This is a genomic window from Dyadobacter sp. NIV53 (genome assembly GCF_019711195.1).
GTDB lineage: Bacteria > Bacteroidota > Bacteroidia > Cytophagales > Spirosomataceae > Dyadobacter.
The window spans coordinates 5,325,160-5,350,681 of the sequence record NZ_CP081299.1 but is presented as its reverse complement, the minus strand read 5'-3'; the positions used below and the strand labels follow the sequence as shown (position 1 = coordinate 5,350,681).

Below are 25,522 nucleotides of genomic sequence, written 5' to 3'. Positions count from 1 at the left end.
TGGTTGTGATAATGGAGTTCCCAGTGTATAATACCCCGGGCTTAGGTATCAGCAGGCTAATGCCACTCCTTCCGTTCCTCCTTTCACCCTTGCTCCTTTACCCATTTGACCTTTTTTCCCCTCTCCTCAAATTATCCAGAATCACAGCCGTTGCGATTCCTACATTTAATGATTCGGCTTCTCCAACTCTCGGTATGGTAATCCGGTGTGTGATGAATGATTCTGTTTCCGCCCCAACTCCATTGGATTCATTTCCCATTACAATATATCCTCCGGTAGCAGAAAACTTAAACTCATACAAAGATTCTCCACCAAGAAACGCACCGGCAACCATAGCACTTTTCGCATTTTTGGAAAGAAATTCAGATAAATTGGTATAATACATGCTGATTCTTGTAAAGGAGCCTTTGCTTGCTGATATCACCTTGGGATTATACAGATCAGTAGTATTTTCCGAGCAAATTATTTTTCTTATTCCATACCAATCTGCAATCCGTATGATCGTTCCCAAATTTCCCGGATCGCTGATATCATCCAATACAAGCGCATATTCATTCTTTTCAGCACACAAAAAATCATTTTCTTTCGTTTTCGCTACTGCCAGACAGGAGTCGTTCGTTTGAAAAGAACCTAGTCCCTGTAATTCAGTTAATGTTACAGTTTCAAAAAGAGTTTTATGCTGGCTTAAAATACTTGAGTATTTTTGCTGAAACTCCTGAGTGGCCAATACAAGCTCAACAGTAAAATCTGAATTCAATAATTCAAGCACACTTTTATATCCCTCAACAATAAAGGATTGATTAAGCTGCCTGAATTTCTTGATTTTCAGTGAATTAATGTACTTTATACGATTTTTAGAAAGCATTGAATATTAAGTGTAAGATTGCGTATTGTTCTTATTTGCTCCTGGTTATTATAGGATTGGCTTCCTGTGCCCGGAAACCTACTCTGCAATCCGAAAGCTATTTTCTTGGTAATTCATCTATGAAAGGTAATCGCGAGATCAGCGATTCAGAATTAGATGCCTTAATTCCTCAAAAACCCAATCGCCGCCTTTTAGGCCTGCCAATTTTCCCTTATGTTGGTCTTTACCGCTTCGGACAACTGTTTTACAACAAGGAGGAAAAGCAAAGAAAAGTCATTGAGGTGACACAAAATTATCAGAAAGAATCACGATTGCACGAAAATTCACCTGCAAAGCTTGAAAAAATACAGCGCAGATATGCCAAAAAACTGAAACGCGCTCAGGCAAGAGCTGAAAAAGGCAACTTTTGGATGCGCATTTTAGGTGAAGAACCGGTTTATTTCAATTTAAGCGATGTTGAAAAAAATGCAGAGAAAATGCAGAAATACCTGTATAACAATGGTTTTTTTCAATCAACAGTGAATTTTAAGCCGGATACCATATTTAACAGGATCCGGGTCCAGTATCTGGTTAAAGAAAATCGACCTACTTTACTCAACAATATCAGGTATGCCGTCAACAATATTCTGGCAGACAGTATTTTAAAAGAACACCAGAAAGATGGAATACTGGTCACAAAAAAGAGGTACGATGGTGATTCATTTGAAGATGAGCGGATCAGAATCGAAACTTTACTCAGAAACGAAGGCTATTTTGGCTTTTCAAGACAAAACGTTACATACATAGTAAATGACACCATTACGAATCCTAAAACAGATAGTTTGTATAAACTGGTAGATGTTAATGTAAGAATAGACCTTCCTTCCGGAAAAGCTAGTCCTGAGCGTTTCACCATATCATCAGTAAATTTTGATGTCATGCCACCATCAGATGTACCCGATTCTTTGTTTAAAAAGAGCAATACTACCCGCCAGAATATTAATTATTCATTTACAGATAAAAAGTTTTCAACCTATATTCTTGATTCTAAAATCCAGGTGAGGCCGGGAGAGTTTTACAGTCAGCAAAAAGAAAGAGATACACAACGTCAACTGTCACTGACCGATCAGTTCAGGTTTATCAATTACAGCTATAAACTGGATTCCACCGGACATGGGATTCAGGGCACATTTAAGGCAATTCCACTTGATAAATACCAGTTTTCCACTGATGTCGGACTTAATGTGATTCAGTTACAGGGCGCACCGGGGCCTTTCGCCAATTTTTCCTATAAGATCCGGAATGTTTTCAACGGTCTGGAAAACTTTGAAACCAATATCAGAGGCGGTATTGAACTGGTTCCTGGTTTTATCAGTACGGATCAGATTTACCGTAGTGAAGAAATCGGAATTAATACTTCCCTCCTTTTTCCACGGCTTCTTGTACCGGGCAATCTGCTTCAGAGAAAATTGGCTGGTTATAATCCGCGTACCCAGGTAGGTTTAGGATATAATTTTGTAAAACGGCCTGAATACGCAAGAACGAACGTAAAAGCCGCAATGACCTACTCCTGGCAGCCAAACAATACGACCTTATATAATTTGTCTCTGGTAGACCTTAATATACTCAATACTTCAAGGCTGGCTCCGGCATTCAGCGAATTGCTCGAAGACCTTTATCTCCAGGGCAATAATTTAAAAAACAGCTTTTTGAAATCTTTTGTATCCGATATCAATTTCACCTACGTTCATAATACAAATCCTATTGCAGGGCCACCGAAGGATGCACGTTACTTCCGGTTATCACTGGAATCAGGCGGAACGTCGCTTAACGTATTTCCAGGCCAGAAAGAATTAATCAAAAATATTTTCCAGGACAAACAGGGAGATCTTCAATTTTATAAATACCTGCGCTGGAATGCTGATTTTCGTCGCTATTGGCGCTCGGGAAGCAGGTCATCTTTTGTAGCCCGGATTAACAGTGGTGCTATTTACAGCTACGGTGATAATAAAGTACCGCCTTATGAAAAGTATTTTTTCGCAGGAGGATCGAACAGTTTAAGAGCCTGGCTGCCAAGGCGATTGGGCCCGGGATCTTCTCCGCCAAAGCTTACTGACAATAATTTTTCCATAGAAGCTCCGGGTGAATTTTTACTTGAAGGTAATTTAGAATGGAGAGGACATCTGGCCGATTTCTTTGGAGACATTAATTATGCATTTTTTATTGATGCTGGAAATGTATGGAATATTCACACGACAGATGAAATGCAGGAATTAAAAGCAAACAAAATATTAAAGGATATCGCCATCGGTTCTGGTTTTGGCATTCGTTATGACCTTTCCTTTTTTATTCTGCGTTTTGATTTCGGAATTAAGGTTATTGATCCATCCAGGCAAAAAAATCAGCGCTTTGTGCTGGATGAATTTGACTTCCAGTAAACCATTTAACCGCAATCAATCCAATTTTCTTAATGTTAATCTGGGCGTGGGATATCCATTTTAATTTTCCCAGGGCGATGCCCCGGGTTGAGTTATCAGAGCCTTTCAGGCTAACTGGTTCTTTGGTTTTCCCAGAGCGATGCTCAGGGCTGAGGTATCAGAGCCTTTCAGGCTAACTGGTTCTTTGGTTTTCCCAGGAAGACGAATCGGGCTGAGGTATTAAAGTCTTTCTGGCTTTGTTCCTGATTGGCTTTCCTTTGTTTCTTTCTTAATTCTTCTTAAAACGGGGAACTTGCGCTATGACAGTTTGTCAGTTTTTCCAGATTTCTTCGTACCTTTGCATTTTTCAAATCTGGTATAAATAATGCCAAAGCTATGGTTCTAACAATGCCATACGTTTAAATCAAATTCAGTATCCTCAACAAATGGAGCATAGAATTGCCACTACATTAAAAATATTAACGCAATCAGATAAAGAAGCATGTGAAACAGTACATGTTTCTGAAAATGAGCCCGTATCCGATAAAAAAAGACTTTTTATAGAAAGCTATGGCTGTCAGATGAACTTCGCGGACAGTGAAATTGTAGCGTCCGTAATGCGCAACGCTGGTTTTGTTACTACTTCTGATGCTGAAAATGCCGATCTGATTTTTCTTAATACCTGCGCCATACGAGATAATGCTGAACAACGGGTAAGAACAAGGCTCAAACAACTGAACGTTTACAAAAAAAGAAACCCGGAATGCTCATTGGCGTACTGGGATGTATGGCAGAACGGTTGAAAGCCAAGTTGCTGGAAGAAGAGAAAATGGTAGACATCGTGACAGGGCCCGATGCATATCGTGATCTTCCGCGTTTGGTAGAAGAAGCAGAAACAGGGCAGAAAGGTGTGAATGTTTTCTTGTCAAGAGAGGAAACTTACGCAGACATTTCTCCGGTCAGGTTGAATTCCAATGGGATTACTGCACTTATCTCTATCATGCGCGGCTGTGATAATATGTGCAGTTTCTGCGTAGTACCTTATACCCGGGGCAGAGAAAGAAGCCGTGATCCTTATTCCATTCTGAAAGAAGCACAGGATTTGTTTGCCCAAGGTTATAAAGAAGTTACACTATTGGGGCAAAATGTTGATAGTTACAAATGGAGCGGGCCTAACGGTGACTTATACGGAAATCCTGAAACTGCAAGTACAAATCAATTTTGCAAAACTACTGGAAATGGTGGCACTGATCAGCCCTGATCTTCGGGTACGTTTCAGTACTTCGCATCCAAAAGATATAACAGATGAAGTATTGTATACCATCAAAAAGTATGACAATATCTGTAAATACATCCATTTGCCAGCACAAAGCGGAAACAGCCGGGTATTAGAAATCATGAACCGTACTTATACACGTGAATGGTATCTGGAACGAATCGATAGTATCCGCAGAATTCTTGGTGATGAATGTGGTATTTCACACGATATGATAGCTGGATTCTGTACAGAAACAGAAGAAGAGCACCAGGATTCACTTTCTCTGCTGGAATATGTTCGTTTTGATTTTGGCTATATGTTTGCCTATTCAGAACGGCCCGGAACACCAGCTGCAAAAAAATTCAAAGACGATATTTCAGCTGAAGTAAAACAGCGCCGTCTTGCCGAAATTATTGAAGTCCAGCAACGCATTTCCTCAGAGCGTAACCGGAAACTGATAGGCACTATTCAAAAAGTATTAGTTGAAGGAACATCGAAGCGCTCCCAGGACGATTTTTCAGGACGCAGCGATCAGAATAAAGTAGTTATTTTCCCTCGTGAAAATTTCAAAAAAGGAGATTATGTGGATGTTCTGATCACTGAAAGTACGTCGGCTACTTTAAGAGGTAAAGCCTGTGCAGAAGTGATGCAATATTAACCCATTCATCGACATGCGGTATCCTGATTGTTTACTGCATTAAATCAATATCAAAAGCTAATAGCCAACGGCAGCGGCCGACTGTGCTAACAGCCAACCGCTATTTTAATGAATTCATCTGAAATACAAGCTGTAAAGAACAGATTCGGAATTATTGGTACTTCACCGGTACTGAACCATGCCATTAATGTGGCCATTCAGGTAGCGGCAACTGACCTTACTGTACTGATTACAGGGGAAAGCGGAAGTGGTAAAGAATCCTTTTCAAAAATTATACATAGCATCAGCTCAAGGAAGCACGGGCCTTTTATTGCGATCAATTGTGGCGCTATTCCTGAAGGAACCATTGATTCTGAACTTTTCGGGCACGAAAAAGGAGCATTTACGGGTGCTTTGGATTCCAGAAAAGGATATTTTGAAACAACCAACGGAGGCACTATATTTTTGGATGAAGTAGGTGAAATGCCATTGGGTACACAATCCCGTTTGCTCCGTGTGCTTGAAAACGGCGAATATATCCGGGTTGGATCATCCAAAGTAATGAAAACGAATGTGCGTGTAGTTGCTGCGACCAATGTTAATCTGCTGGAAGCTGTAAATAACGGCAAGTTCAGGGAAGATCTGTATTATAGGCTCAATACTGTTCCGATTTATGTACCACCGCTTCGTGACCGTGGCGAGGATGTACTGTTGCTTTTCCGGAAATTTACCAATGATTTTTCAGAACGTTACCGGACAAAACCAGTCAGGCTTGATGCAGACGCACGTAATTTGTTATCTCAATACGCATTTCCAGGTAACATACGTCAGCTCAAAAATATAGCAGAGCAGATTACTATTCTGGAAACGGATAAAGAGCTGCCAATTACCGCCGAAACTTTAAATATATATCTTAATCCGATCCAGCCATCAAGCCGTAAAGCGCTGGTTCCGGTTCGGAGCCTGGACGATCCTTCCAACTCATTTTCGGAAAGGGAATTGCTATACAAGGTACTTTTTGACATGCGCAGAGATGTGACTGAACTAAAAAAACTTGTATTGAATGTACTGGAAAATGAAAAATATGGTGGTGAAATATTAAAAGACCATCAGGAACTGTTCAGCTCCCTGAATAACAATGATCCGGTTGTTACCACACCAACTATCGAACCTTCAAGATTATTAAGCCCTTATCCTCAACGAAATGTAGATCTGGACAGATATTCGGACGAACGCAGTGAAATAGAAGACGTTGTGCACGTTACAGCAGAAGAAGAATCGCTTTCATTGGAAGACAAAGAGAAGGAAATGATCATAAAAGCTTTGCGTAAAAATAATAACAAACGAAAATATGCAGCAAGCGCATTAGGGATTTCGGAGCGTACGTTATACCGCAAGATCAAGCAATACGATATTGAAGAATAGTATTATTATGAAAAATGAATCGTCTAAAATGCGTTTTCCAATAAAAAGCAGTTTAAAAAAAGCAGGTATTCTCTCTATAAAAAATAGGGTAATACTGTTATTCTTTATTCTTAATTCGTCATTTTTCATTTCCGGCTGCGGAGTTTATTCGTTCAGCGGAACCAACTTATCTCCTGATCTTAAAACTTTTTCAGTTATAAACCTTACAATGGGTACAGCGGGCGGACCAACAAACCTGCCTCAGCAATTAACAGAAAAGCTAAAAGAATATTTTCAGAAAAACACCAATCTGACTATTTTGCCAAGTGGCGGTGACCTGATTATAGAAGGCTCTATAACAGGATACGATGTACTGGCAGCTGCACCCACGGCAAATGACCAGGCGGGACTTAACCGTCTGAATGTTACAGTTCAGATTCGTTTTACAAATGCTAAGGACGAAACCAAGAACTTTGACCAGTCGTTTACTTACTACGCGGATTTCCCTCAGGCCCAGACCTTAAATCAGAATGAAGCCAGATTACTTCCAACAATTCAGGACAATTTAGTGCAGCAAATATTCAATAAATCCGCTGCGGACTGGTGAGAGCGGTTCATTTTATCTAAATTTATCTTTTTATTTCAAATTTATATCAGGAGCGTTTTATGGCGATGGTTGATAGAGATACGTTCAGCAATTTGGTAAAGCATCCAAATGAACTTAATACCGATTTAATTCCACAACTTGAAGCTACAATCAAGGCATTTCCATATTGTCAGATTTCTTATTCTTTATTAGCAAAAGCATCCAGCTTGACAGGAACGGAAGAACTGGAAAAAGCCAAACCTCTTGCAGCAACTTATGCATTGAGCAGGATTGCATTACAGCATCTTGTGGAAAGTAACAACGAAAGATATGACGCATCAGTTAATACAAAGGAAATTGCTATCGCCAAAGATCAGCCTGACCTGGAAAAAGAGGAAGATATCCTTATCGATCAGGTAATACTGGAAGGGGCTCTTTTACCATCACAAAAAACAGAAGAGCAAAAAAGACAACAGCTGATCATTGAAGGATTTATGAAAAAAAATCCCAGGATCAGCCGCCAGGAAAGCAATATTGAGCCCGTTAATGTGGATGTGAATGGGCGCGTTGCCCAGTCTGGTACAGGAGCAATTGAAACAGAAGCATTTGCCCGGATTTTACTCCGTCAGGGAAAAATTGAGAAGGCAATTGATGTTTATCAAAAATTGATCTTGAAAAATCCGGAAAAAAGGAATTACTTTGCGAAAAAATTAAGTGAATTATATCATTCAGGTAAATAAATTTTTTATCCTTTATAGAAAATTCACACATTCATTCATTCAATAATTGTTTAAGGCATGTATTTGGGCTTAATTATTCTGATTGCGATTATCGCGGTATTGTTAATTTTGGTAGTATTGATTCAAAACTCAAAAGGTGGCGGATTATCCAGCGAATTCAGTGGTGCTGGTACTAGTCAAATGTTTGGAGTAAAAAAGACGACTGATTTGCTTGAACAAATTACCTGGGGACTTGCAAGTGCGGTTATATTGGTCTCATTGGCTTCTTATATCGTGGTTGGCACGGGTAACGACGGTGGTGGAATCAGAAGTGTAAATATTGATAAAGCGCAAAATACAGTAGTTCCAGGTGGAAATATTGCTCCGGCTCCGGGTTCAACTGCTCCGGCAGCAACCAAACCGGCAACAACTGCACCTGCAGCTGATACTGCAAAATAAAATAGATCTCCTTTTAAAAAGCAGCTGATATTGACAGATTAAATGTCAGTATCAGTTGCTTTTTTTGGTTTATCACCTACGTTTAAGCAAATGATATTTTGGTAGTTGGTTATTCTAAGTAACATTCATTTGTTTTACCATGAGTCGCTGAACAACCGGTAACAGTGTTTCATGCAACGGATAATCATACTTTGATTCTACGACATAAGTTGCAGGATTTGGTAGAGATTTGTTTTTTCTGGTAAGATCCATTTTAATCTGCGCAACAGTATTACCAATCCCAAATCTTACTGAATCAATGAATATAGTTTTAAGGTACCTCTCTCTCAATTCATTATAAAGTGCAAGCTGATATTGATATATAGTGACCATCCGTTCAAACGTATGTACAAAAAACAAATATCCTTCTTCAATTCGTAACGGAACAATTCCTACCGGCGAAATGGTAATGTTCCCTCCTACTTCAGTTAAAAGTTCAGATCCTTCGGTTAATGTTTTCGAAAAATGAGGAATGGCAAAATCCAGAATATAGTTTAGTTCAGACAAATAGGCATCTTCCTTGTAAGTATCTTCATATATGAGATTCCAGGTATTTTTATCAATGCCGGTTACGTTTTTTGGAAAGAAATTTTTTATTGCATTTTTATTAGCCTGAATATCCACACAGGTATCAAAATGCAATTTCAGCTCTTGTAGATGAGGGTATAGCCTGTTGGCTGTAAACTGGCTGTCAATGTGTTGCAGATATGCCAGGAGGACATATTTCTTATATTCAAAATCAAAAACTCCTTCGGTCAGCCAATCGCTTTTAAGTTTCGTCATAATTCCGGGTTCATTTGATGTCGGTAAAAAATTAATCATTTGAAATCACAAACCAAAATATTTACCCTCATTGACAGTTAGAATAGTATAAAAGTTATATGTAAGCCGGGCAAGATACAAAATTGTCACATTGTGTCTGAAAAAATGTCAGACGAATGCTACTGGCACAGATTGTGCTAAGCAAAGAGGAGTCAAATCAAATTACTGACAATTCAAAAATAAAACGTTTAATATCTATGTCAACTTTAGCAGAAATACAAGTGAACGTACAACCTCTGGCTGATCGTGTTCTTGTAGAACCAGCCCCAGCCGAAGAAAAAACAGCATTTGGTATCATTATTCCTGATACTGCAAAAGAAAAACCTCAACGCGGTACTAGTAGTTGCAGTAGGCCCAGGTAAAAAAGATGAGCCGATGACCGTGAAAGCAGGTGACACCGTATTATACGGCAAGTACTCTGGTACAGAACTGGCATATGAAGGAAAAGATGTCCTTATTATGCGTGAGTCAGACATTTATGCCATAATTGGTTAATTGACTGACATTAAATAATTGAAATAAAAGTTAATTCAAATTACTAATTCGTATGTCTAAGAAAATATTTTTTAATACCGAAGCCCGCGATAAGATAAAAAAGGGTGTAGATACATTGGCTGACGCCGTTAAAGTTACATTGGGACCTCGTGGACGTAACGTGGTAATCGATAAAAAATTCGGTTCTCCAAGCATCACGAAAGATGGTGTAACGGTTGCTAAAGAAATCGATCTGAAAGATCCTATCGAAAATATGGGTGCTCAATTGGTGAAAGAAGTAGCTTCCAAAACTGCTGATTCTGCTGGTGATGGTACTACTACTGCAACTGTACTTGCACAAGCGATCTATTCAATCGGTGTTAAAAACGTAGCTGCCGGTGCAAATCCAATGGATTTGAAACGCGGTATCGAAAAAGCGGTTTCAGTGGTTGTTAAAGATCTTGAAGCACAAAAGAAAAACATTCTTACTTCAAAAGAAATCGCTCAGGTTGCTACTATCTCCGCCAATTATGACGAAGAAATCGGTAACATGATTGCTGAAGCGATGGACAAAGTAGGTAAAGAGGGCGTAATCACTGTTGAAGAAGCTCGTGGTACTGAAACAGAAGTTAAAACTGTGGAAGGTATGCAGTTTGACCGTGGATACCTTTCTCCTTATTTCGTAACAAATACTGAGAAAATGGAAGCTGATCTTGAGCGTCCATATATCCTTATTTCTGAGAAAAAAGTTTCTTCAATGAAAGAACTTCTTCCAGTTCTTGAAGCAGTTGCTCAAACTGGCCGTCCTTTGCTTATTTTGGCAGAAGATGTTGACGGAGAAGCTTTGGCTACATTGGTAGTTAATAAAATCCGTGGCGCTTTGAAAGTTGCTGCTGTTAAAGCTCCTGGTTTTGGAGATCGTCGTAAAGCTATGCTTGAAGACATCGCTGTAATTACTGGCGGAACAGTTATCAGCGAAGAACGCGGATTCAAACTTGAAAACGTTACTTTGGATTATCTTGGTACTTGCGAAAAAGCAATTATCGATAAAGACAATACTACGTTGGTAAACGGAGCTGGAAATTCTGACGATATCCAGGGACGTGTAAACCAAATCAAAGCACAGATCGAAAATACAACTTCGGATTACGATCGTGAAAAACTTCAGGAACGTCTGGCTAAATTGTCAGGTGGTGTTGCTATCCTTTATATTGGTGCAGCTACTGAGGTTGAAATGAAAGAGAAAAAGACCGTGTTGACGATGCATTGCACGCAACCCGTGCTGCTGTTGAAGAAGGTATCGTAGCTGGTGGTGGTGTTGCTTATATCCGTGCTGCTGCTGCTCTTGAAGGCTTGGTTGGAAACAACGAAGACGAAACAACTGGTATCAATATCATCCGTGTTGCTTTGGAAGCTCCTTTGAGAACAATCGTTTCTAACTCCGGTCAGGAACCTTCGGTTGTAGTTCAGAAAGTAAAAGAAGGATCAGGTTCTTATGGTTACAATGCAAAAGACAACGTTTACGTTGATTTGATTGAAGCTGGTATCATCGATCCTAAGAAAGTTTCACGTTTGGCACTTGAAAACGCAGCTTCTATTGCAGGCTTGTTGTTGACAACTGAATGTGTAATTGCTGACGAACCAGAAGAAAGCGCTGCTGGCGGTGGTCATAACCACGGTGGTGGAATGGGCGGAATGATGTAATTCATCCCTCATCTATCTTTTAGATGTATATATAAAAACAGCCGTCCCGGATTTGGGATGGCTGTTTTTGCATTTAATCAATACCTGAAATCCTGTTATCAGCATTAATTTATATGTTATTAACAAAAAATAGCCGCCCGGAAAATCCAGGCGGCTATTCACTTTACTCAACGTTATGAAAAACTTCGCTCTTGTGACGGAGCATTAAAACGTTGGTCACATTTAATTAGAAAAAAATTAAAAAAAATTATTTTACTTTTTTATCTCTATGGTAACATAAGTCCATCCTGCATAACAAGGCGCCTGTCAGCCATTTCTGCGAGTTCTTCGTTATGTGTTACAATTACAAAAGTTTGTCCGAATTCATCTCTAAGCTTGAAAAAAAGCTGATGCAGATCCAATGCATTATGCGAATCCAGATTACCACTCGGTTCGTCTGCCAGAACAATAGCCGGCTTGTTCAATAATGCACGGGCTACTGCAACCCGTTGCTGTTCACCACCTGAAAGCTGAGATGGAAGATGATCAAAACGATGTGATAATCCAAGCAAATCCAAAAGTTCTTTTCCTCTGCTAAGTATATCTTTTTCGTTCATTCCTCCAATATATCCGGGCATACAGGCATTTTCTAATGCGGTAAATTCTGCCAGTAAATTATGGAACTGGAATATAAACCCGATTTTTTCATTTCTGAATTTAGCCAGATCTTTATCCTTTTGAGTAAATACATTGATGTTTTCAATAAATACCTGGCCTTCCTCTGGCCGGTCGAGTGTTCCCAGAATATGAAGAAAAGTACTTTTACCTGCTCCCGAAGGCCCGACAATCGCAACAACCTCTCCTTTTTTTACTTCTAAGTCAATTCCTTTCAGAACTTGTAATGAACCGTAAGTACGCTTTATTCCTTTTGCCTGAAGTAAATTCATTTTCTGAAAAGATAATTGGGCTAAAGTCAATGCCCGTTTTGATTAATTCCTTAATTTGCCGTGAAAATACCAATTTACTTTAATACTCATGAATATTCACGAATATCAAGGCAAAAGCATCCTGAAAAAATACGGCGTTCGTATTCAGGAAGGGCTCGTAGCCGACACGCCGGACAAGGCGGTAGAAGTTGCACGTGAACTTAGCCAGCAGACAGGTACCAAGTGGTATGTGGTTAAATCGCAGATTCACGCTGGTGGGCGGGGTAAAGGCAGAATCGTAGGTACAGAACAGCGTGGAGTTGCTCTTGCCAAGTCAGTTGATGATGTGCGTACGATAACTAAAAACATTCTGGGTAAAGTACTTGTTACGCATCAGACTGGCCCTGAAGGCAAGCGTGTGAACAAAGTCCTTATTGCAGAAGATGTCTACTATCCGGGCAATAGTGAGCCTAAAGAATATTATTTGTCCATATTGCTGGATCGTGCCAAAAATTGCAACGTAATAATGGCCAGCACCGAAGGTGGAATGGACATTGAAGAAGTTGCTGAGCATACACCGGAAAAGATCATGAAAGAATGGATTGATCCAAAAGTTGGATTACAGCCATTCCAGGCACGCAAAGTTGCATTTGCCCTGGGTCTTGAAGGAGATGCTTTTAAAGAAATGGTGAAATTTATCGGCTCACTTTACAAAGCATATATTGAAAGTGATGCAGCGATGTTTGAAATCAACCCGGTTTTAAAAACATCAGATAATAAAATTCTTGCCGTAGATGCAAAAGTTGATCTGGACGACAATGCTTTGTTTCGTCATCCGGATCTTGCCGATATGCGTGATACCAACGAAGAAGATCCTCTGGAAGTAGAAGCAGGCGCTAACAACCTGAACTACGTAAAACTGGATGGTAACGTTGGCTGTATGGTAAATGGTGCCGGTCTTGCAATGGCAACGATGGATATCATTAAATTATCAGGTGGTGATCCTGCTAACTTCCTGGATGTTGGGGGTGGTGCAAACGCAGTTACTGTTGAAGCAGGTTTCCGTATTATCTTGAAAGACCCGAATGTAAAAGCAATTCTTATCAATATTTTTGGTGGAATTGTTCGTTGCGACCGCGTGGCTGCCGGAGTTGTGGAAGCATACAAAGCAATTGGTGAAATTCCTGTTCCGATCATTGTTCGTTTGCAAGGTACCAACGCTGAAGAAGGCGCACGTATCATTAACGAATCAGGGCTTAAAGTATATTCAGCTATTGAATTCAAAGAAGCAGCTACAAAAGTTTCTGAGGTTTTGGCTGAACTAGGCGTTTAAGCCTATTGTATAAAAATTTATAAAGAGGACGATCTTCACAGGTCGTCCTTTTTTTATTCAAACCTGACACTTTTTCTAACCGTATATCGGATATAGTTTTACAGGAAAATATCATTGTAATCAATAATTTTACAATGACTATTATAACACTGATTTTTCTATAACTTAGCGAAATCAGTTATTTTATTCAGGTCACTGAACGTTAAAATTCAATTGGTCAGTGCATTATTGCAGCTCTGATTGTTAAGTTTTTACATCAGGATCTTATAAAACCCAACTCTACTCAACGTTTTCTTAATCATGACAAAACTATACACAACTTTTGTGGCAGCACTTTGTGTTATCCTGTTGCTAACCGTCAAAATTCATGCGCAACAATTAACAAATCTCCCTACCCTGCGCATTACGACAACTCTTCCTGTGGATAGTAAATCTGAATGGAGAAGCGGCACTTTAACAATGAATGCTGCTGATGGAACTGCGGGTGTATATAATGGCCCGGTTGAGATCAGGGGCCGTGGAAATTCAACATGGAGCTTTAACAAAAAGCCATACCGCATTAAGTTTCCCAATAAAATCAACTTTCTTGGCATGCCGGCAAATGCCAAAAACTGGGTTCTCCTTGCCAACCATGCCGATAAAACACTACTGAGAAATGCATTAGCTTTTGAAGTAAGTAAATTTATCGGAATGCCATTTACGTGTTCGTATCGTTTTGTAGATGTTTATCTGAACGACGATTTCATTGGAAATTACCTTTTAACTGATCAGGTTGAAACGGGAAGTGACCGGGTTAAACTTACAGGTGGCTCAAATACAGAATCATCCGAAGGCTTTTTTGTAGAAGCTGACGGATTTGCCAGCAACGAAAATGAGACATCCTGGTTTACAACAACAAGAGGAATGAAATTTACTATTAAAGATCCAAAGGATGACGAGATCACTCCCGCTCAGAGTACTACTGTAATAAATTACATTCAGGAATTTGAAAACCTTTTGTTTTCAGCAAATTTCCGGGATTCTCAGAACGGTTATAAGTCCAGGGTAGATTTCACTTCTCTGGTCAACTGGTATGTGGCATGTGAAATCACCGGAAATACCGATTCATTCTGGAGCACATATATGTTTAAGAAAGCAAATGAAGACAAACTTTACTTTGGGCCATTATGGGATTTTGATATTGCTTTTAATAATGACAACAGGCCCGGATCGACAACGAACCGTAGGATGTCTGATGTTGGAAGTTATAATCTTCTATGGATTAAAAGACTTTTACAGGATGACCAGTTTAACCTTGCTGTAAAGCAACGCTGGAATGAATTAAAAGACCAGGGCATTAAATCACATCTTAATATTATAACGAATAGTTTAATTACAGAAATCAATCAATCCCAGGATCTTAATTTCAAGAGATGGAATATTCTTGATGAAATCATTTGGCTTGAATTGGAAGTACGACACACTTATCAGAACGAAACTAATTTTCTTTCAACATATATTGAGGAGCACCTGAATTGGCTTGATCGTGAGCTGAATGGCATTGATACCAAAGCGTATTATCAAATAGAAAACCGTTTCAGTCGAAAAGTAATGTCAACAGGTGATATTTCGAATGACAAAGTAGCGGTTATTCAAAAAACATTTACGGGCGATAACACTCAGCAATGGGAAATTATAAATCTGAATAATGGGTTTTTCACAATAAAAAACCGTTCAGCTCATAAAGTACTGGAAGCACTTATTGAAAATGGACAGTTATTTTTAAATGAAGCGCAAGGTAATAATCTGAACCAGCAATGGCGGATTACAGATACTGAAAACAATCGTTATGGAATTATAAACCGAGGAAGCAGTAAAGCTGCTGATACCAACGGAGCTGATAATGAAAATGGAGAAATCGCTCAAAATTATAGCAACATTTATGAAGGAGTTACGCAGCAATGGATATTTACTGCCATGGAGCCCACAGCTTTGCCTATCTATACTTCTGGTTTCCGAGCGAGTTTAAACAACAAAAATGTAGAATTAAGCTGGAATGTAAATCAGGAAAAAAATGGAGAAGGTTTTGATATCCAGAGATCTTCCGATCCCAAAAATAGTCCATTTGCTAAAATCGGACACATTTATTTAAGAGATTCTCCCGAAGGAAGATACACTTTTACAGATTCAATACCTGAACCCGGCTCTAATTATTACAGGCTTAAAATGATTGATTCTGATAACAGCTTTATGTTTAGCAATATTATTACGATCAGATACAATCCATACATTGCAATGAATGTTGCTCCATTACCTGCTCAAAACCGGTTTAATCTTAATTTCCATTCTGATAAATCAGGGAATGGCTTTATGGAAATGTATGATATAATTGGCAGGAAAATAATGGATAAAGAGTTTGATTTTAAAACAGGAAAAAATGAGGTAAGCCAAAATATTGATGGACTAGCCGATGGATTGTATTTCCTTAAAGTACTGATGAACGATCAGATACAAACCCTAAAATTATTAAAAACACAATCAAACTAAACAAAAAGCCAGTAAATGATCAGTGTGGTTATGAAACTCGCCACTCCCTGCAACCCGGTAAGTATGGTATGCGTGCGATAAGTATCTTTAGCAGTAATGCCTGTAAATTGTGAAACAACCCAAAACCAGGCATCGTTTGTATGTGATACTACCATGGCACCGCTGCCAACAGCCATTACAACAAGTGTAACCTGAAACGGAGTAATAAATCCCAGCGATGTTAAAAGTGGCGCCAGAATGCTTGTTGTCAAAACCATGGCAGAGGTTGTTGATCCCTGTGCGGTTTTGAAAAAGAAGCGATCAGGAAAGCTATAAGTAACAAATAACCACCCGACATTTCATTTCTGGTTAGCCACTCACTGACCATTTCTTTCAACGGTGTTTCTTTTAATATAGCTCCAAAAGCGCCTCCTGCTCCTACCAGAACCAATGTTGTACCGCAATGTTCGATACCGCTTTTAAAGCAGGACATCATTTTTTCAGATGCTTTTTCCGGAAATAAGGAATAGCTGAAAAAGATCGCGAGTAAAAACGATACCAGCGGGCTTCCTAAAAATCCTAGCCATTTTGTTAAAGGTGCAGGAAAATGTAAAATACTTGCAAAAGAGGCTAAGGTTATTAAAAGTATAGGAAGTAAAATGGGCATAAATGCTTTCCATGCCGGGGGTAAATTACTTACTTCCAACACTGCATGATGTTCTGAGGCCTCATCAACAATCGGCACATCTTTGGCATATCTTGCTGCAAACCAAGTAGAAAGAAATAAACTGGGAATAGAAACTATCAGGCCGACCAGGATTACCAAACCTATAGAATCCGGTATCCCCAGATTTCCGGCAGCAGAAAGTGGACCGGGAGTTGGCGGAACAAGCGTATGTGTAGCAAACAAACCTCCTGAAAGTGAAAGAGCAACGGTCGCTAATGGAAGATTTGTCCTTTTGGCAACAATCTGGTTTAATTTATGCAAAATGATAAAACCGGAATCACAGAATACAGGAATACCTACAATTGCTCCTATAACAGACATGGCAAAAGCAGGCCGTTTTTCTCCAAACAAATTTAGAATGACATCAGCCACTTTGATTGCAGCACCAGATTTATCCAGAATAGCTCCGATCACACAGCCCAGGATAACCATCAGACCAATTTTTGACATCAGTTCTCCAAAACCTTTTCCAATGGTTTCGGCCAGTTTGTCAATGGGTAATCCTGCAAAAATCCCAACACCCAGGGCAGCCAGTAATAAACCGACCAGCGGGTGCATTTTGAAAACCGTAGAACTTAAAACAATAAAAAGTATAGAGATTAATACAACTACAATGATCATGCTTGAATTGCTTTGAAAATCACAAGGCCGTAATTATTTGCAAGATAGTTATTTCATTAAGTCTCTTACAACAGGCCAAGCACATTGCTGTCTCCCATTACGGCATTTGCCGGACGGGGATGAGCTGCATTAAATACTTCCAATTCCTTCTGATCCAGCACTTTCACCGGGCTTTCATCAATTGCACCGTTTTTGTCAGTCACTGCCTTTAAGTTTAGATTAAGATATTTGGCCATGAAAGCATACATTGCTTTACGCTTCGATGGCCCGTAATCGTGTTTTTCATCAGCAAGATGTACATTTTGAACCAGATCTGATTTTCCATACAATCCATAAATCTTTTGAATATATGGAAATTCAACTTTTGGCGTATTTTTAGTCCAGTCGTCTCCGTCGGAAATCAACAACATGGGCCTTGGTACGGCAAGTGCTGCAATTTCTACATTGTTGGTTTGAAAATCTCCGTTTTTATGAATTGGCAACCCGCTTTCACAAACACAGCCTCCAAAAAAATGAGATGAAACCATCACGCAAGGAACCGAAACCTTTATACGATTGTCCAGCGCGGTTAGTAAAAACGTTTGCGTTCCTCCGCCGGATTCACCTGTAACTGCAATTCTTTCCGGATCAACTCCGGGAAGTGCTGACAAAAAATCAATTGCCCGTATTGCATTGATAGTCTGCAACTTCAAAGCCATCGGCATTTTATGTTCACATTGTTTAGAATCTCCTTGTCCGACCATGTCCAGAACAAAAACGATAGCGCCCATACGTGCCAGTGTTGCACAGCGCTTTTGGGTTTGTTCACGAAAACGCCCGTGCGGATTTTCTCCATGTCCGTGCGGAGCTAATATAGCAGCGTAAGATTTTTGTTCTTTAACCGGACGGTATAAGTTTCCCGTTACATAAAAGCCAGGCAGACTTTCGAAAGCTACGTTTTCAATGGTGTAACCGTCCATGACCTTTTTACCATTGATAATCGGAGCAGAATTCGGTTTGGCAGGTAAAATCTGTAAACCCATTCCCGTTTTAATCTGATTTCTGATTTGGGCTGCACGGGTTTCCCAGGCAAGTTTTGTGGTTACAGGATGTTTTTCCAGGAAAGCTTTTCCCCCTGCTTCTGTAAAATAGGCGCCCTGGCACAATTCAGCGGTTTGGGCAAAGCCTTTTATTGTCATTAATGCAGCAAGTAATATCAAAAGTGCCTTCATCTGGAATAAGTAAATGATCCTGTTTTCCTGAAAAGACACATAAGTACTCACTACTACTGATCAATTTGCCGGATGTTATTAATTAGAAATAATTGGTGTGAGAGCACTATAGAACAGCCACTTTGATATACCCTTTAATAATATTTGCTTCCAGGCGGCTTACCATGCCCTTGTATTCACCGTCAATCTGAAAATGGGATTCTTTGTCCAGACATTCTATCAACGCTTTTTCAGCAGAAATAACCTGCATAATTTCCGGATTAAAGTCTGTATTTCCGGTCAGGATTTTAGCAGTTTCCAGAAAATCCAGTTTTTTAGCAATTACGAGTTCAAATAACCCATCGGACATATTGCCTTTGGGATTAATAACAACCCCTGTCCCGTATTTCTGGGCATTTGCAATAATTACTATCAACGCTTCTGTTTCTATAGTTTCCTGGTCCGTAGTAATGCGGACGAGAAAATTCTCATGTTCGTTTAAAGTTTTAAGCATTTCACGCGCATAGCCGATTTTCCCGCGCAAATCACTGCTCTCATAATTTTTTATTAATAAAGCATTTAAACCAATATCACTTAAATGAAGGCTTATTTCGCCATTGATACTAACAGCGTCGATAACAATGGAATTATCAGCAAAAGCAATATTGACCGAATCAGTTATATAATCCGGGATTCCAAAATCGGCTGCCAAACCGTTGGCTGAACCAGCCGGAATAATGCCCAGAATAACATTGAGGCCATAAACTGCCTGTGCAACGAGCGAAATCGTGCCATCACCTCCTGCTACCAAAACTCTTTCCGGTCCGATATTTTGAACCATTTCCCTGATAATTTCCAGATCGCCTTTTCCTGTGGTCGTATAAATACGTAGATCAAACTGTTCAATTTTTGCCTTTTCAATGACTATTTCAAAAATTTCATCTTTAACCAGATCACCGGAAATTGGATTTACAACTAACAAAACTTTTCGTTCTGAAAACATATTGTCTAAATTAGGGACTTTAAGTATATGAGATTTAAATATAGTATATGAAACGTTGTGACATAAAACTATACAGAGGTTACGCAAATAAAAAGGAATTGGTTGTATTTGGGCACGTGGTAGAAAAATATCCTTCCGGGGACCATAAATATACAAGAAAAGGGTTTCGATATGCCAGAACCATCATTCAGCTTTTTTCAATAAAAACCATACCAAATTTAAAGCTGATTTTAAAAGTTGGTTCACTCGTTGCTGAGACAGTAGCCGAAGAAGATGGCTATTTCCGATTTCAGGTACCTTTTACCGAGTATCAGGACGGAGGCTGGCATAAATATGAAGTAACTGTTGATGAGGAGTTAAATGGGCATAAATACCACGCAACCAGACAGGAAGAGTTTTTTATTCCTTTCGAAAGTTCTTACGGTATTATCTCGGATATAGACGATACCTTCCTTGTTTCGCACAGCCGCCGTTCATTCAAAAAGCTTTTCCTTTTGCTATCAAAAAATGTTCAGGCAAGGAAACCTTTTGACGATGTTGTGCAGCATTATCAGCTATTATCGTTTGCAACCAAAGTACATCCGCTGGAACATACCAATATTTTCTTTTATGTGTCCAGCAGCGAATGGAACCTGTATGACATGATCGTCAGATTTGCAGAACTGAACGGATTGCCGAAAGCAGTTTTAAAGTTAAAAAAAATAAAATCCGGACTCGATGATTTTGTCATGACCGGAGCCGGTTCGCACGGACACAAGCTTCGGAAAATTCATAATGTTATTGAGTTTTATCCTCAGTTACAATTTATTTTGCTGGGTGATGATTCACAAAAAGACCCCGAAATCTATGAACAGATCTGTAAACAATTTACCAAAAACATACGGGCTGTTTATATTCGCCAGACAAGGACACGCAGCAAACCTGAAACAACTGCATTTTTAAACAGCATTCAAAATCTGGGAATTGATATTTGTTACTTTGCACACAGTAAAAAAGCTATCCTGCATTCTATTGATAACGGGATTGTTTTGCAAACGCCACATCATTCCGAAAAACAGAAATAAATTCTGTATAACTTTTGCTTTAATATTCACTTAAAAAATCTGCAACAATAATAAATGGAAATTTCCCACATTCTGAATGAGCTTGGTGAAGACCGCAGCCAATATTTCAATGCCGTTGCACCACCCATTATTCAGACAAGCAACTTCGTTTTTGATTCATTTGATGATATCCGAAAAGCATTTGAAGATGAAGATTCAGCATTTCTTTATTCCCGTGGAAAAAATCCAACAATTGAAATTCTAAGAAAAAAACTTGCTGCACTTGACGGAGCTGAGGATGCCTTGGTCTTTAACAGTGGAGCATCAGCTATTTTCTGTTCAGTATTGGCCAACCTCAAAACCGGTGATCATATTATTTCTGTGGACAAACCATACAGTTGGGCATGGAGAATGTTTGACAATATTCTGCCGCGTTTTGGAATACAAACAACCTATATTGATGGAACAGAAATAGAAAATTTCGAAAATGCTTTACGCCCTGAAACCAGGATTATGTACATGGAGTCGCCTAATTCAGGCACTTTTGAGTTACAGGATCTGGAAGCAGTGGCAAAGCTGGCTAAAAGCCGGGGCATCCTGACTATCGTGGATAACAGTTATTGTACACCACTTTATCAGAAACCGCACGCATTGGGAATTGACCTGAGCCTGCAGTCAGCTACAAAATATCTGGGGGGCATAGCGATACGGTTGCTGGCGTTCTTACCGGTTCTAAGGAAATGTTAAACAGGATTTTCAATGAGCAGTTACTGAATACCGGTTCCGGAATTTCTCCTTTTAATGCCTGGCTCATCCTGCGTGGTCTTCGAACGTTACCCATGCGCCTGGAACATATTTCCAAAACGACAAGAAAGGTGGTAGCCTATCTTAAAAATCACCCGAAAATTGAAAAAATTATTTTTCCATTCGATGAAGGTTTCCCTCAGCTGAAACTGGCGCATAAACAAATGACCGGAGCTTGCGGTTTGTTTACTGTTACGCTCAAAACGGATTCGTATGCTCAGATTGAGAAATTCACTTATGCCTTGAGTCATTTTCTCGTTGCGGTTTCCTGGGGCGGCCACGAATCTTTAATACTGCCGCAAGCTGCCGGAATAGGACCGGAAAAATTTGATCCTGAAAATGAAAAACATCGTATGGCGCGGATTTATATCGGACTGGAAGATGCAGATTATTTGATCACAGATCTGGAACAGGGATTGGAAATATTATAATGAAGTGAAGGTTAAAATTTACCGCAATCCATGCAATGGGCTGTTCATTAACCGTAAAATAATTACTAAACTTTGCGTCCATTGCGAAACCTATTACGCCAATTGCGTTAAAACCTTCACTTTAGTCCATCACACACAAACCCGACTTTACTACATTATGAAAAAAATACTGATTGTTGAGGATGACAAGCGGATTGCACAGAATATTTACCGTGGATTAATCTCTGAAAATTTTGAGGCTGAAATCGCTTACGACGGCATTACCGGAAAGCAGCTCGCATTGGATAAAAAGTTTGACCTTATTCTTCTGGACGTAAATCTGCCGGGAATGCGGGGTTTTGAAGTTTGTCAGCAAATCAGGTTATACAAACCTGCCATTCCTATTATAATGCTGACCGCTTACGGAGAAATTGAAGATAAGGTAGAAGGATTAAGTCGCGGTGCGGACGATTACATTGTTAAACCGTTTGATTTCAGGGAATTGCTGGCTCGGATCAATGCTGCGTTGCGTATCTCAGAAATCCGGAATCCTGAAACTGAAAACAAAATACTGCGGATTGCTGATCTGGAAATGAACCTGGGAACAAAAGAAGTGATCCGTGCAGGAAAATCTATTGAACTTACTGCCAAAGAATTTGCCCTCCTGGAATACTTCCTTTACAACCGTGGACGGGTCGTTTCAAAAATGGATCTGGCGGAGCACGTATGGCACCTGAATTTTGATCCGGGAACAAATGTGGTTGAAGTGTATATCAATTATTTACGTAAAAAAGTAGACAAAGATTTTGAGACTAAACTGATCCATACACGTCCGGGACTTGGTTACGTTTTAAAGGAGGAATAAGGATAAAATTTAAATCGTATAGCTGTTTTTATATCTGTGAAAATTAAGGATCGAATTGCTTTTCAGTTTACATTACTGGTTGCCGCACTGCTGTTGCTGTTTTCTATAGCCGTATATATTGTTTCGTCCACTTTCAGGCAGGAAGAATTTTATGACCGGTTAAGAAGCAAGGCACGTACTACCTGCAGGCTTTTAGTGAAAGTGAACGGTATCGACAAAGATCTATTAAAAGTAATTGATCAAAACACCCTGACAGAAATGCTGGACGAAAAAGTGCTGATCTTTGATTCTAAAAACGAACTGATCTATTCAAGTGTTGACGACAAACTGATTACTTATCATGCCAATTTATTAACGGAAGTAAGGCAAAAAAAGACCTGGAATTTGTACAGGGCGACAGCGAAGTCATTGGGCTCCTTTATGAAGAAGGCTCTGAACCACTGGTCGTTCTGGCATCGGCATATGATAAATTTGGCCGTAGCAAGCAACGCAATCTTATCCAAACCCTTTCCTGGGGGCTGATTGCCGGGATCGGTGTTACGATTGTAATGGGAATATATTTTGCAGGAAATTCATTAAGGCCAATCAGTAAGATCAATGAGCAGGTTTCATTAATTACAGCACAAAATCTTTCTCAAAAACTCGACGAAGGCAACCGGAAAGACGAAATTGCACAGCTGGCCATTAATTTCAATAATGTATTGGGTCGGTTGAATCTGGCATTTGAGCAGCAAAAAAGCTTTGTTTCCCATGCCTCCCATGAGTTACGTACGCCTTTGGCTGCGCTCAAATCAGAGATTCAGCTTGGACAGCGTTTTACCAAAAATGATCCTGACCTGAAAGAAGTTTTTACCAATCTGTTTTCAGATACCGAGCGGCTGATCAGTATTACCAATAACCTTCTTTTCCTGGCACGTTCCTACGAAAATCTGGGCCGCATGAAAATGTATCCGGTTCGTATTGAAGACCTTGCATTTCTTGCCAAAGAAGAATTGCTTACATCTTTTCCTGACTACAAAGTAAATATTGATTACGCAACGATTCCGGATAACGAAAACGAAACCGTGATTGAGGGAAATGAAGAATTATTGAAACGCGTGATTTTAAACCTGATCGACAATGCTTGTAAGTATTCTGAAAATCATACTGCACAGTTACTCATTGCTACCAATGAAAGATATTGCATTGTGAAAGTGATAGATCAGGGATCAGGGATCAGCAAGGAAGATCTGCCGCAAATATTCAATCCATTCTTCCGCTCATCCCACACAAGCGAACTGCCTGGTTTTGGAATTGGCCTTTCTATATGCCAGCGAATTGTTGAATTACATCATGGTACCATTTCTGTTGCCAGTGAATTGGGAAAGGGAAGTGAGTTTCAGGTTCAATTAAGCCACATCTGAGCATTCTAATTTTTTTCTAAGGTTATTTTAAGGCTCCTGTAATGTTGGCTGCCGAATATCGCATCTTCTAAACTAGAGAACATGCGAATTTACATTATTGGATTTTTAACTTTTATTTCCACCAGCTTATTTGCCCAGGATACTCTAAGACTTACCATCAGACAGGCAGACAGTCTATTCCTGAAAAACAACTTACAATTACTTGCCGAAAGATACCAGATTGACATTGCCAAATCCATTGAAATCCAGGATAAACTTTGGGACAACCCGAACCTGAGCTTTGAGTTGAGTGCGTACAACCCTTCACGTGGATTGTTTGATGTGGGACGCCAGGGGCAAAAAGCGGTGAGTATCCAGCAAATGATTACCCGCGCCGGAAAACGTAACAAACAAGTAGCACTGGACGTAGAATCGACCAGAAAAAGTGAATACCAGTTTTTCGATCTGATCCGCACATTAAAATTTGATCTTCGCCAAATCTTCTTCGAGACTTATTTTCTTAATCAGACCATACGGCTGTTAGATACACAAATTGCCACGCTGAATACGACTGTTTCAGCTTTTGAAAAAGAATATAACCGTAATAATATTTCTCTAAAAGAGGTGGTCCGTTTAAAGGCACTTCTCTTCCAGCTGACCAACGACCGGGCCGATATTCTTTTTGAACTGTCAGAAAATCAGCGGGATCTGAAAACATATCTGAATGCTGATCTTCCGGTAAAACCGTTGGTAGACAGTACAGACATTAACAGGTATCAGGTTAAAAATTACAACCCTGCATCGCTCAGAGACCGTGCAATACTAAGCAGGACTGATTTAAAAATCGTGCAGTCTTCAACCAAACAGGCCGAATTAAATTATACACTTCAAAAGGCACTGGCTGTTCCAAACATTCAATTAGGGGCTACTTATGACCAGAACAGTAATTACCAAAGCAATTATTTTGGTGTATCCGCGTCTGTTGACCTGCCATTTTTTAATAGGAACCAGGGAAATATCCGTGCTGCCAAAACCAATATCAGCTATTTTAAAACAGAAGAAAAAGCAAAAGAAAACAGTATTGGAAACGAGGTAGATGCTGCGTTGCAAAAAGTGACGGTTGCTGAAAATGCTTATAAAAGCGTTGAAAACCATTTCACAGATCAGTTTGAATTGCTGAATAAGGGGATGTACGAAAATTTTCAGAAACGAAATGTAACGCTGCTCGAATTCATTGATTTTATAGAAACCTACAACGAAAGTATTAAGGAATTTAACCGCCTTCAGTCTGACCGCATAAAAGTATACGAAGAACTCAACTTTGTAGTCGGCGAAGAACTGTTTAATTAGTCAGGTGCAGGTTTAAAGTAA

19 protein-coding genes and 4 pseudogenes are annotated in these 25,522 nt (G+C 39.6%); 16 read left to right on the top strand and 7 right to left on the bottom strand.

Going from position 1 to position 25,522, the window contains the following annotated elements; all coding sequences use genetic code 11:
• Positions 1-97 precede the first annotated feature (97 nt).
• Entirely contained in the window at positions 98-865 is a 768-nt protein-coding gene (locus KZC02_RS22155) for an RNA methyltransferase (RefSeq protein WP_221390681.1), read from the bottom strand.
• Positions 866-984: 119 nt separating this feature from the next.
• On the opposite strand from KZC02_RS22155, the gene KZC02_RS22150 reads away from it, so the two are divergent.
• From KZC02_RS22150 to secG, 6 genes and pseudogenes are all read left to right on the top strand, one after another.
• Positions 985-3,282: a BamA/TamA family outer membrane protein gene (locus KZC02_RS22150; RefSeq protein ID WP_229253728.1), complete on the top strand. Its 2,298-nt coding sequence runs from the start codon at positions 985-987 to the stop codon at positions 3,280-3,282.
• 425 nt (positions 3,283-3,707) lie between these two features.
• Positions 3,708-5,177 (top strand): annotated as a pseudogene (miaB, locus tag KZC02_RS33390) (tRNA (N6-isopentenyl adenosine(37)-C2)-methylthiotransferase MiaB).
• A 108-nt stretch (positions 5,178-5,285) separates the two neighbouring features.
• On the top strand, positions 5,286-6,581 hold the full coding sequence (locus KZC02_RS22140) for a sigma-54-dependent Fis family transcriptional regulator (protein WP_221390680.1): 1,296 nt from the start codon (positions 5,286-5,288) through the stop codon (positions 6,579-6,581).
• A gap of 7 nt (positions 6,582-6,588) precedes the next feature.
• Entirely contained in the window at positions 6,589-7,167 is a 579-nt protein-coding gene (locus tag KZC02_RS22135; protein ID WP_229253727.1) for an LptE family protein, read from the top strand.
• A 59-nt stretch (positions 7,168-7,226) separates the two neighbouring features.
• The gene (locus KZC02_RS22130; protein WP_221390679.1) at positions 7,227-7,886 is read left to right on the top strand and encodes a hypothetical protein; all 660 of its coding nucleotides are present in this window, start codon (positions 7,227-7,229) and stop codon (positions 7,884-7,886) included.
• A 57-nt stretch (positions 7,887-7,943) separates the two neighbouring features.
• Positions 7,944-8,324: a preprotein translocase subunit SecG gene (secG, locus tag KZC02_RS22125; protein WP_221390678.1), complete on the top strand. Its 381-nt coding sequence runs from the start codon at positions 7,944-7,946 to the stop codon at positions 8,322-8,324.
• A 114-nt stretch (positions 8,325-8,438) separates the two neighbouring features.
• Here the strand turns inward: secG and KZC02_RS22120 are convergent, their stop codons facing one another.
• On the bottom strand, positions 8,439-9,146 hold the full coding sequence (locus KZC02_RS22120) for a hypothetical protein (RefSeq protein WP_221390677.1): 708 nt from the start codon (positions 9,144-9,146) through the stop codon (positions 8,439-8,441).
• Between the two features lie 236 nt (positions 9,147-9,382).
• Between KZC02_RS22120 and groES the strand changes: the two are divergent.
• Positions 9,383-9,680: pseudogene (groES, locus tag KZC02_RS22115) on the top strand (co-chaperone GroES).
• 52 nt (positions 9,681-9,732) lie between these two features.
• Positions 9,733-11,363, top strand: a pseudogene (groL, locus tag KZC02_RS22110) (chaperonin GroEL).
• Positions 11,364-11,629: 266 nt separating this feature from the next.
• Here the strand turns inward: groL and KZC02_RS22105 are convergent.
• The gene (locus tag KZC02_RS22105) at positions 11,630-12,289 is read right to left on the bottom strand and encodes an ABC transporter ATP-binding protein (protein ID WP_221390676.1); all 660 of its coding nucleotides are present in this window, start codon (positions 12,287-12,289) and stop codon (positions 11,630-11,632) included.
• 88 nt (positions 12,290-12,377) lie between these two features.
• Here KZC02_RS22105 and sucC point away from each other — a divergent pair, with 88 nt between their 5' ends.
• Both sucC and KZC02_RS22095 read left to right on the top strand, forming a co-directional pair.
• Complete coding sequence (gene sucC / locus KZC02_RS22100) at positions 12,378-13,601, top strand: ADP-forming succinate--CoA ligase subunit beta (protein ID WP_221390675.1); 1,224 nt, start codon at positions 12,378-12,380, stop codon at positions 13,599-13,601.
• Positions 13,602-13,901: 300 nt separating this feature from the next.
• Entirely contained in the window at positions 13,902-16,127 is a 2,226-nt protein-coding gene (locus tag KZC02_RS22095) for a CotH kinase family protein (protein WP_221390674.1), read from the top strand.
• Here the strand turns inward: KZC02_RS22095 and KZC02_RS32590 are convergent.
• The 4 genes from KZC02_RS32590 to KZC02_RS22080 form a co-directional block, all read right to left on the bottom strand.
• A complete protein-coding gene (locus KZC02_RS32590) occupies positions 16,124-16,384 on the bottom strand; it encodes a GntP family permease (RefSeq protein WP_255636948.1) in 261 nt (86 codons plus the stop codon). The two genes, KZC02_RS22095 and KZC02_RS32590, sit on opposite strands and share 4 nt — an antisense overlap.
• Entirely contained in the window at positions 16,375-17,454 is a 1,080-nt protein-coding gene (locus KZC02_RS22090) for a GntP family permease (RefSeq protein WP_255636947.1), read from the bottom strand. Before KZC02_RS22090 ends, KZC02_RS32590 begins: the two co-directional genes overlap by 10 nt.
• A gap of 65 nt (positions 17,455-17,519) precedes the next feature.
• Positions 17,520-18,632, bottom strand: coding sequence for a S9 family peptidase (locus tag KZC02_RS22085; RefSeq protein ID WP_229254411.1), 1,113 nt, complete (start codon positions 18,630-18,632; stop codon positions 17,520-17,522).
• 139 nt (positions 18,633-18,771) lie between these two features.
• Positions 18,772-19,647, bottom strand: coding sequence for a diacylglycerol kinase family protein (locus tag KZC02_RS22080; RefSeq protein WP_221390673.1), 876 nt, complete (start codon positions 19,645-19,647; stop codon positions 18,772-18,774).
• Positions 19,648-19,694: 47 nt separating this feature from the next.
• On the opposite strand from KZC02_RS22080, the gene KZC02_RS22075 reads away from it, so the two are divergent.
• From KZC02_RS22075 to KZC02_RS22055, 6 genes and pseudogenes are all read left to right on the top strand, one after another.
• Positions 19,695-20,711, top strand: a complete 1,017-nt coding sequence (locus KZC02_RS22075) for an App1 family protein (RefSeq protein ID WP_221390672.1) — start codon at positions 19,695-19,697, stop codon at positions 20,709-20,711.
• Between the two features lie 54 nt (positions 20,712-20,765).
• Positions 20,766-21,925, top strand: a pseudogene (locus KZC02_RS33385) (trans-sulfuration enzyme family protein).
• Positions 21,926-22,082: 157 nt separating this feature from the next.
• Complete coding sequence (locus KZC02_RS22065) at positions 22,083-22,769, top strand: response regulator transcription factor (protein WP_221390671.1); 687 nt, start codon at positions 22,083-22,085, stop codon at positions 22,767-22,769.
• A gap of 36 nt (positions 22,770-22,805) precedes the next feature.
• On the top strand, positions 22,806-23,291 hold the full coding sequence (locus KZC02_RS33040) for a hypothetical protein (protein WP_310590343.1): 486 nt from the start codon (positions 22,806-22,808) through the stop codon (positions 23,289-23,291).
• A 26-nt stretch (positions 23,292-23,317) separates the two neighbouring features.
• Positions 23,318-24,172, top strand: coding sequence for a HAMP domain-containing sensor histidine kinase (locus tag KZC02_RS33035; RefSeq protein WP_310590342.1), 855 nt, complete (start codon positions 23,318-23,320; stop codon positions 24,170-24,172).
• 81 nt (positions 24,173-24,253) lie between these two features.
• Positions 24,254-25,501, top strand: a complete 1,248-nt coding sequence (locus KZC02_RS22055) for a TolC family protein (RefSeq protein WP_221390670.1) — start codon at positions 24,254-24,256, stop codon at positions 25,499-25,501.
• The last annotated feature ends 21 nt before the right edge of the window (positions 25,502-25,522 follow it).

Bases quoted from the DNA above. Each gene is read 5' to 3' on its own strand.
- KZC02_RS22155 (WP_221390681.1), bottom strand. From the start codon at position 865: ATGCTTTCTAAAAATCGTATAAAGTACATTAATTCACTGAAAATCAAG.
- KZC02_RS22130 (WP_221390679.1), top strand. From the start codon at position 7,227: ATGGCGATGGTTGATAGAGATACGTTCAGCAATTTGGTAAAGCATCCA.
- KZC02_RS33035 (WP_310590342.1), top strand. From the start codon at position 23,318: ATGGGAATATATTTTGCAGGAAATTCATTAAGGCCAATCAGTAAGATC.
- KZC02_RS22140 (WP_221390680.1), top strand. From the start codon at position 5,286: ATGAATTCATCTGAAATACAAGCTGTAAAGAACAGATTCGGAATTATT.
- KZC02_RS22080 (WP_221390673.1), bottom strand. From the start codon at position 19,647: ATGTTTTCAGAACGAAAAGTTTTGTTAGTTGTAAATCCAATTTCCGGT.
- KZC02_RS22055 (WP_221390670.1), top strand. From the start codon at position 24,254: ATGCGAATTTACATTATTGGATTTTTAACTTTTATTTCCACCAGCTTA.
- KZC02_RS22135 (WP_229253727.1), top strand. From the start codon at position 6,589: ATGAAAAATGAATCGTCTAAAATGCGTTTTCCAATAAAAAGCAGTTTA.
- KZC02_RS22120 (WP_221390677.1), bottom strand. From the start codon at position 9,146: ATGACGAAACTTAAAAGCGATTGGCTGACCGAAGGAGTTTTTGATTTT.
- KZC02_RS22090 (WP_255636947.1), bottom strand. From the start codon at position 17,454: ATGATCATTGTAGTTGTATTAATCTCTATACTTTTTATTGTTTTAAGT.
- KZC02_RS22095 (WP_221390674.1), top strand. From the start codon at position 13,902: ATGACAAAACTATACACAACTTTTGTGGCAGCACTTTGTGTTATCCTG.
- KZC02_RS22150 (WP_229253728.1), top strand. From the start codon at position 985: ATGAAAGGTAATCGCGAGATCAGCGATTCAGAATTAGATGCCTTAATT.
- KZC02_RS22085 (WP_229254411.1), bottom strand. From the start codon at position 18,632: ATGACAATAAAAGGCTTTGCCCAAACCGCTGAATTGTGCCAGGGCGCC.
- KZC02_RS22065 (WP_221390671.1), top strand. From the start codon at position 22,083: ATGAAAAAAATACTGATTGTTGAGGATGACAAGCGGATTGCACAGAAT.
- KZC02_RS32590 (WP_255636948.1), bottom strand. From the start codon at position 16,384: ATGGTTTTGACAACAAGCATTCTGGCGCCACTTTTAACATCGCTGGGA.
- KZC02_RS22105 (WP_221390676.1), bottom strand. From the start codon at position 12,289: ATGAATTTACTTCAGGCAAAAGGAATAAAGCGTACTTACGGTTCATTA.
- sucC (WP_221390675.1), top strand. From the start codon at position 12,378: ATGAATATTCACGAATATCAAGGCAAAAGCATCCTGAAAAAATACGGC.
- KZC02_RS22075 (WP_221390672.1), top strand. From the start codon at position 19,695: ATGAAACGTTGTGACATAAAACTATACAGAGGTTACGCAAATAAAAAG.
- secG (WP_221390678.1), top strand. From the start codon at position 7,944: ATGTATTTGGGCTTAATTATTCTGATTGCGATTATCGCGGTATTGTTA.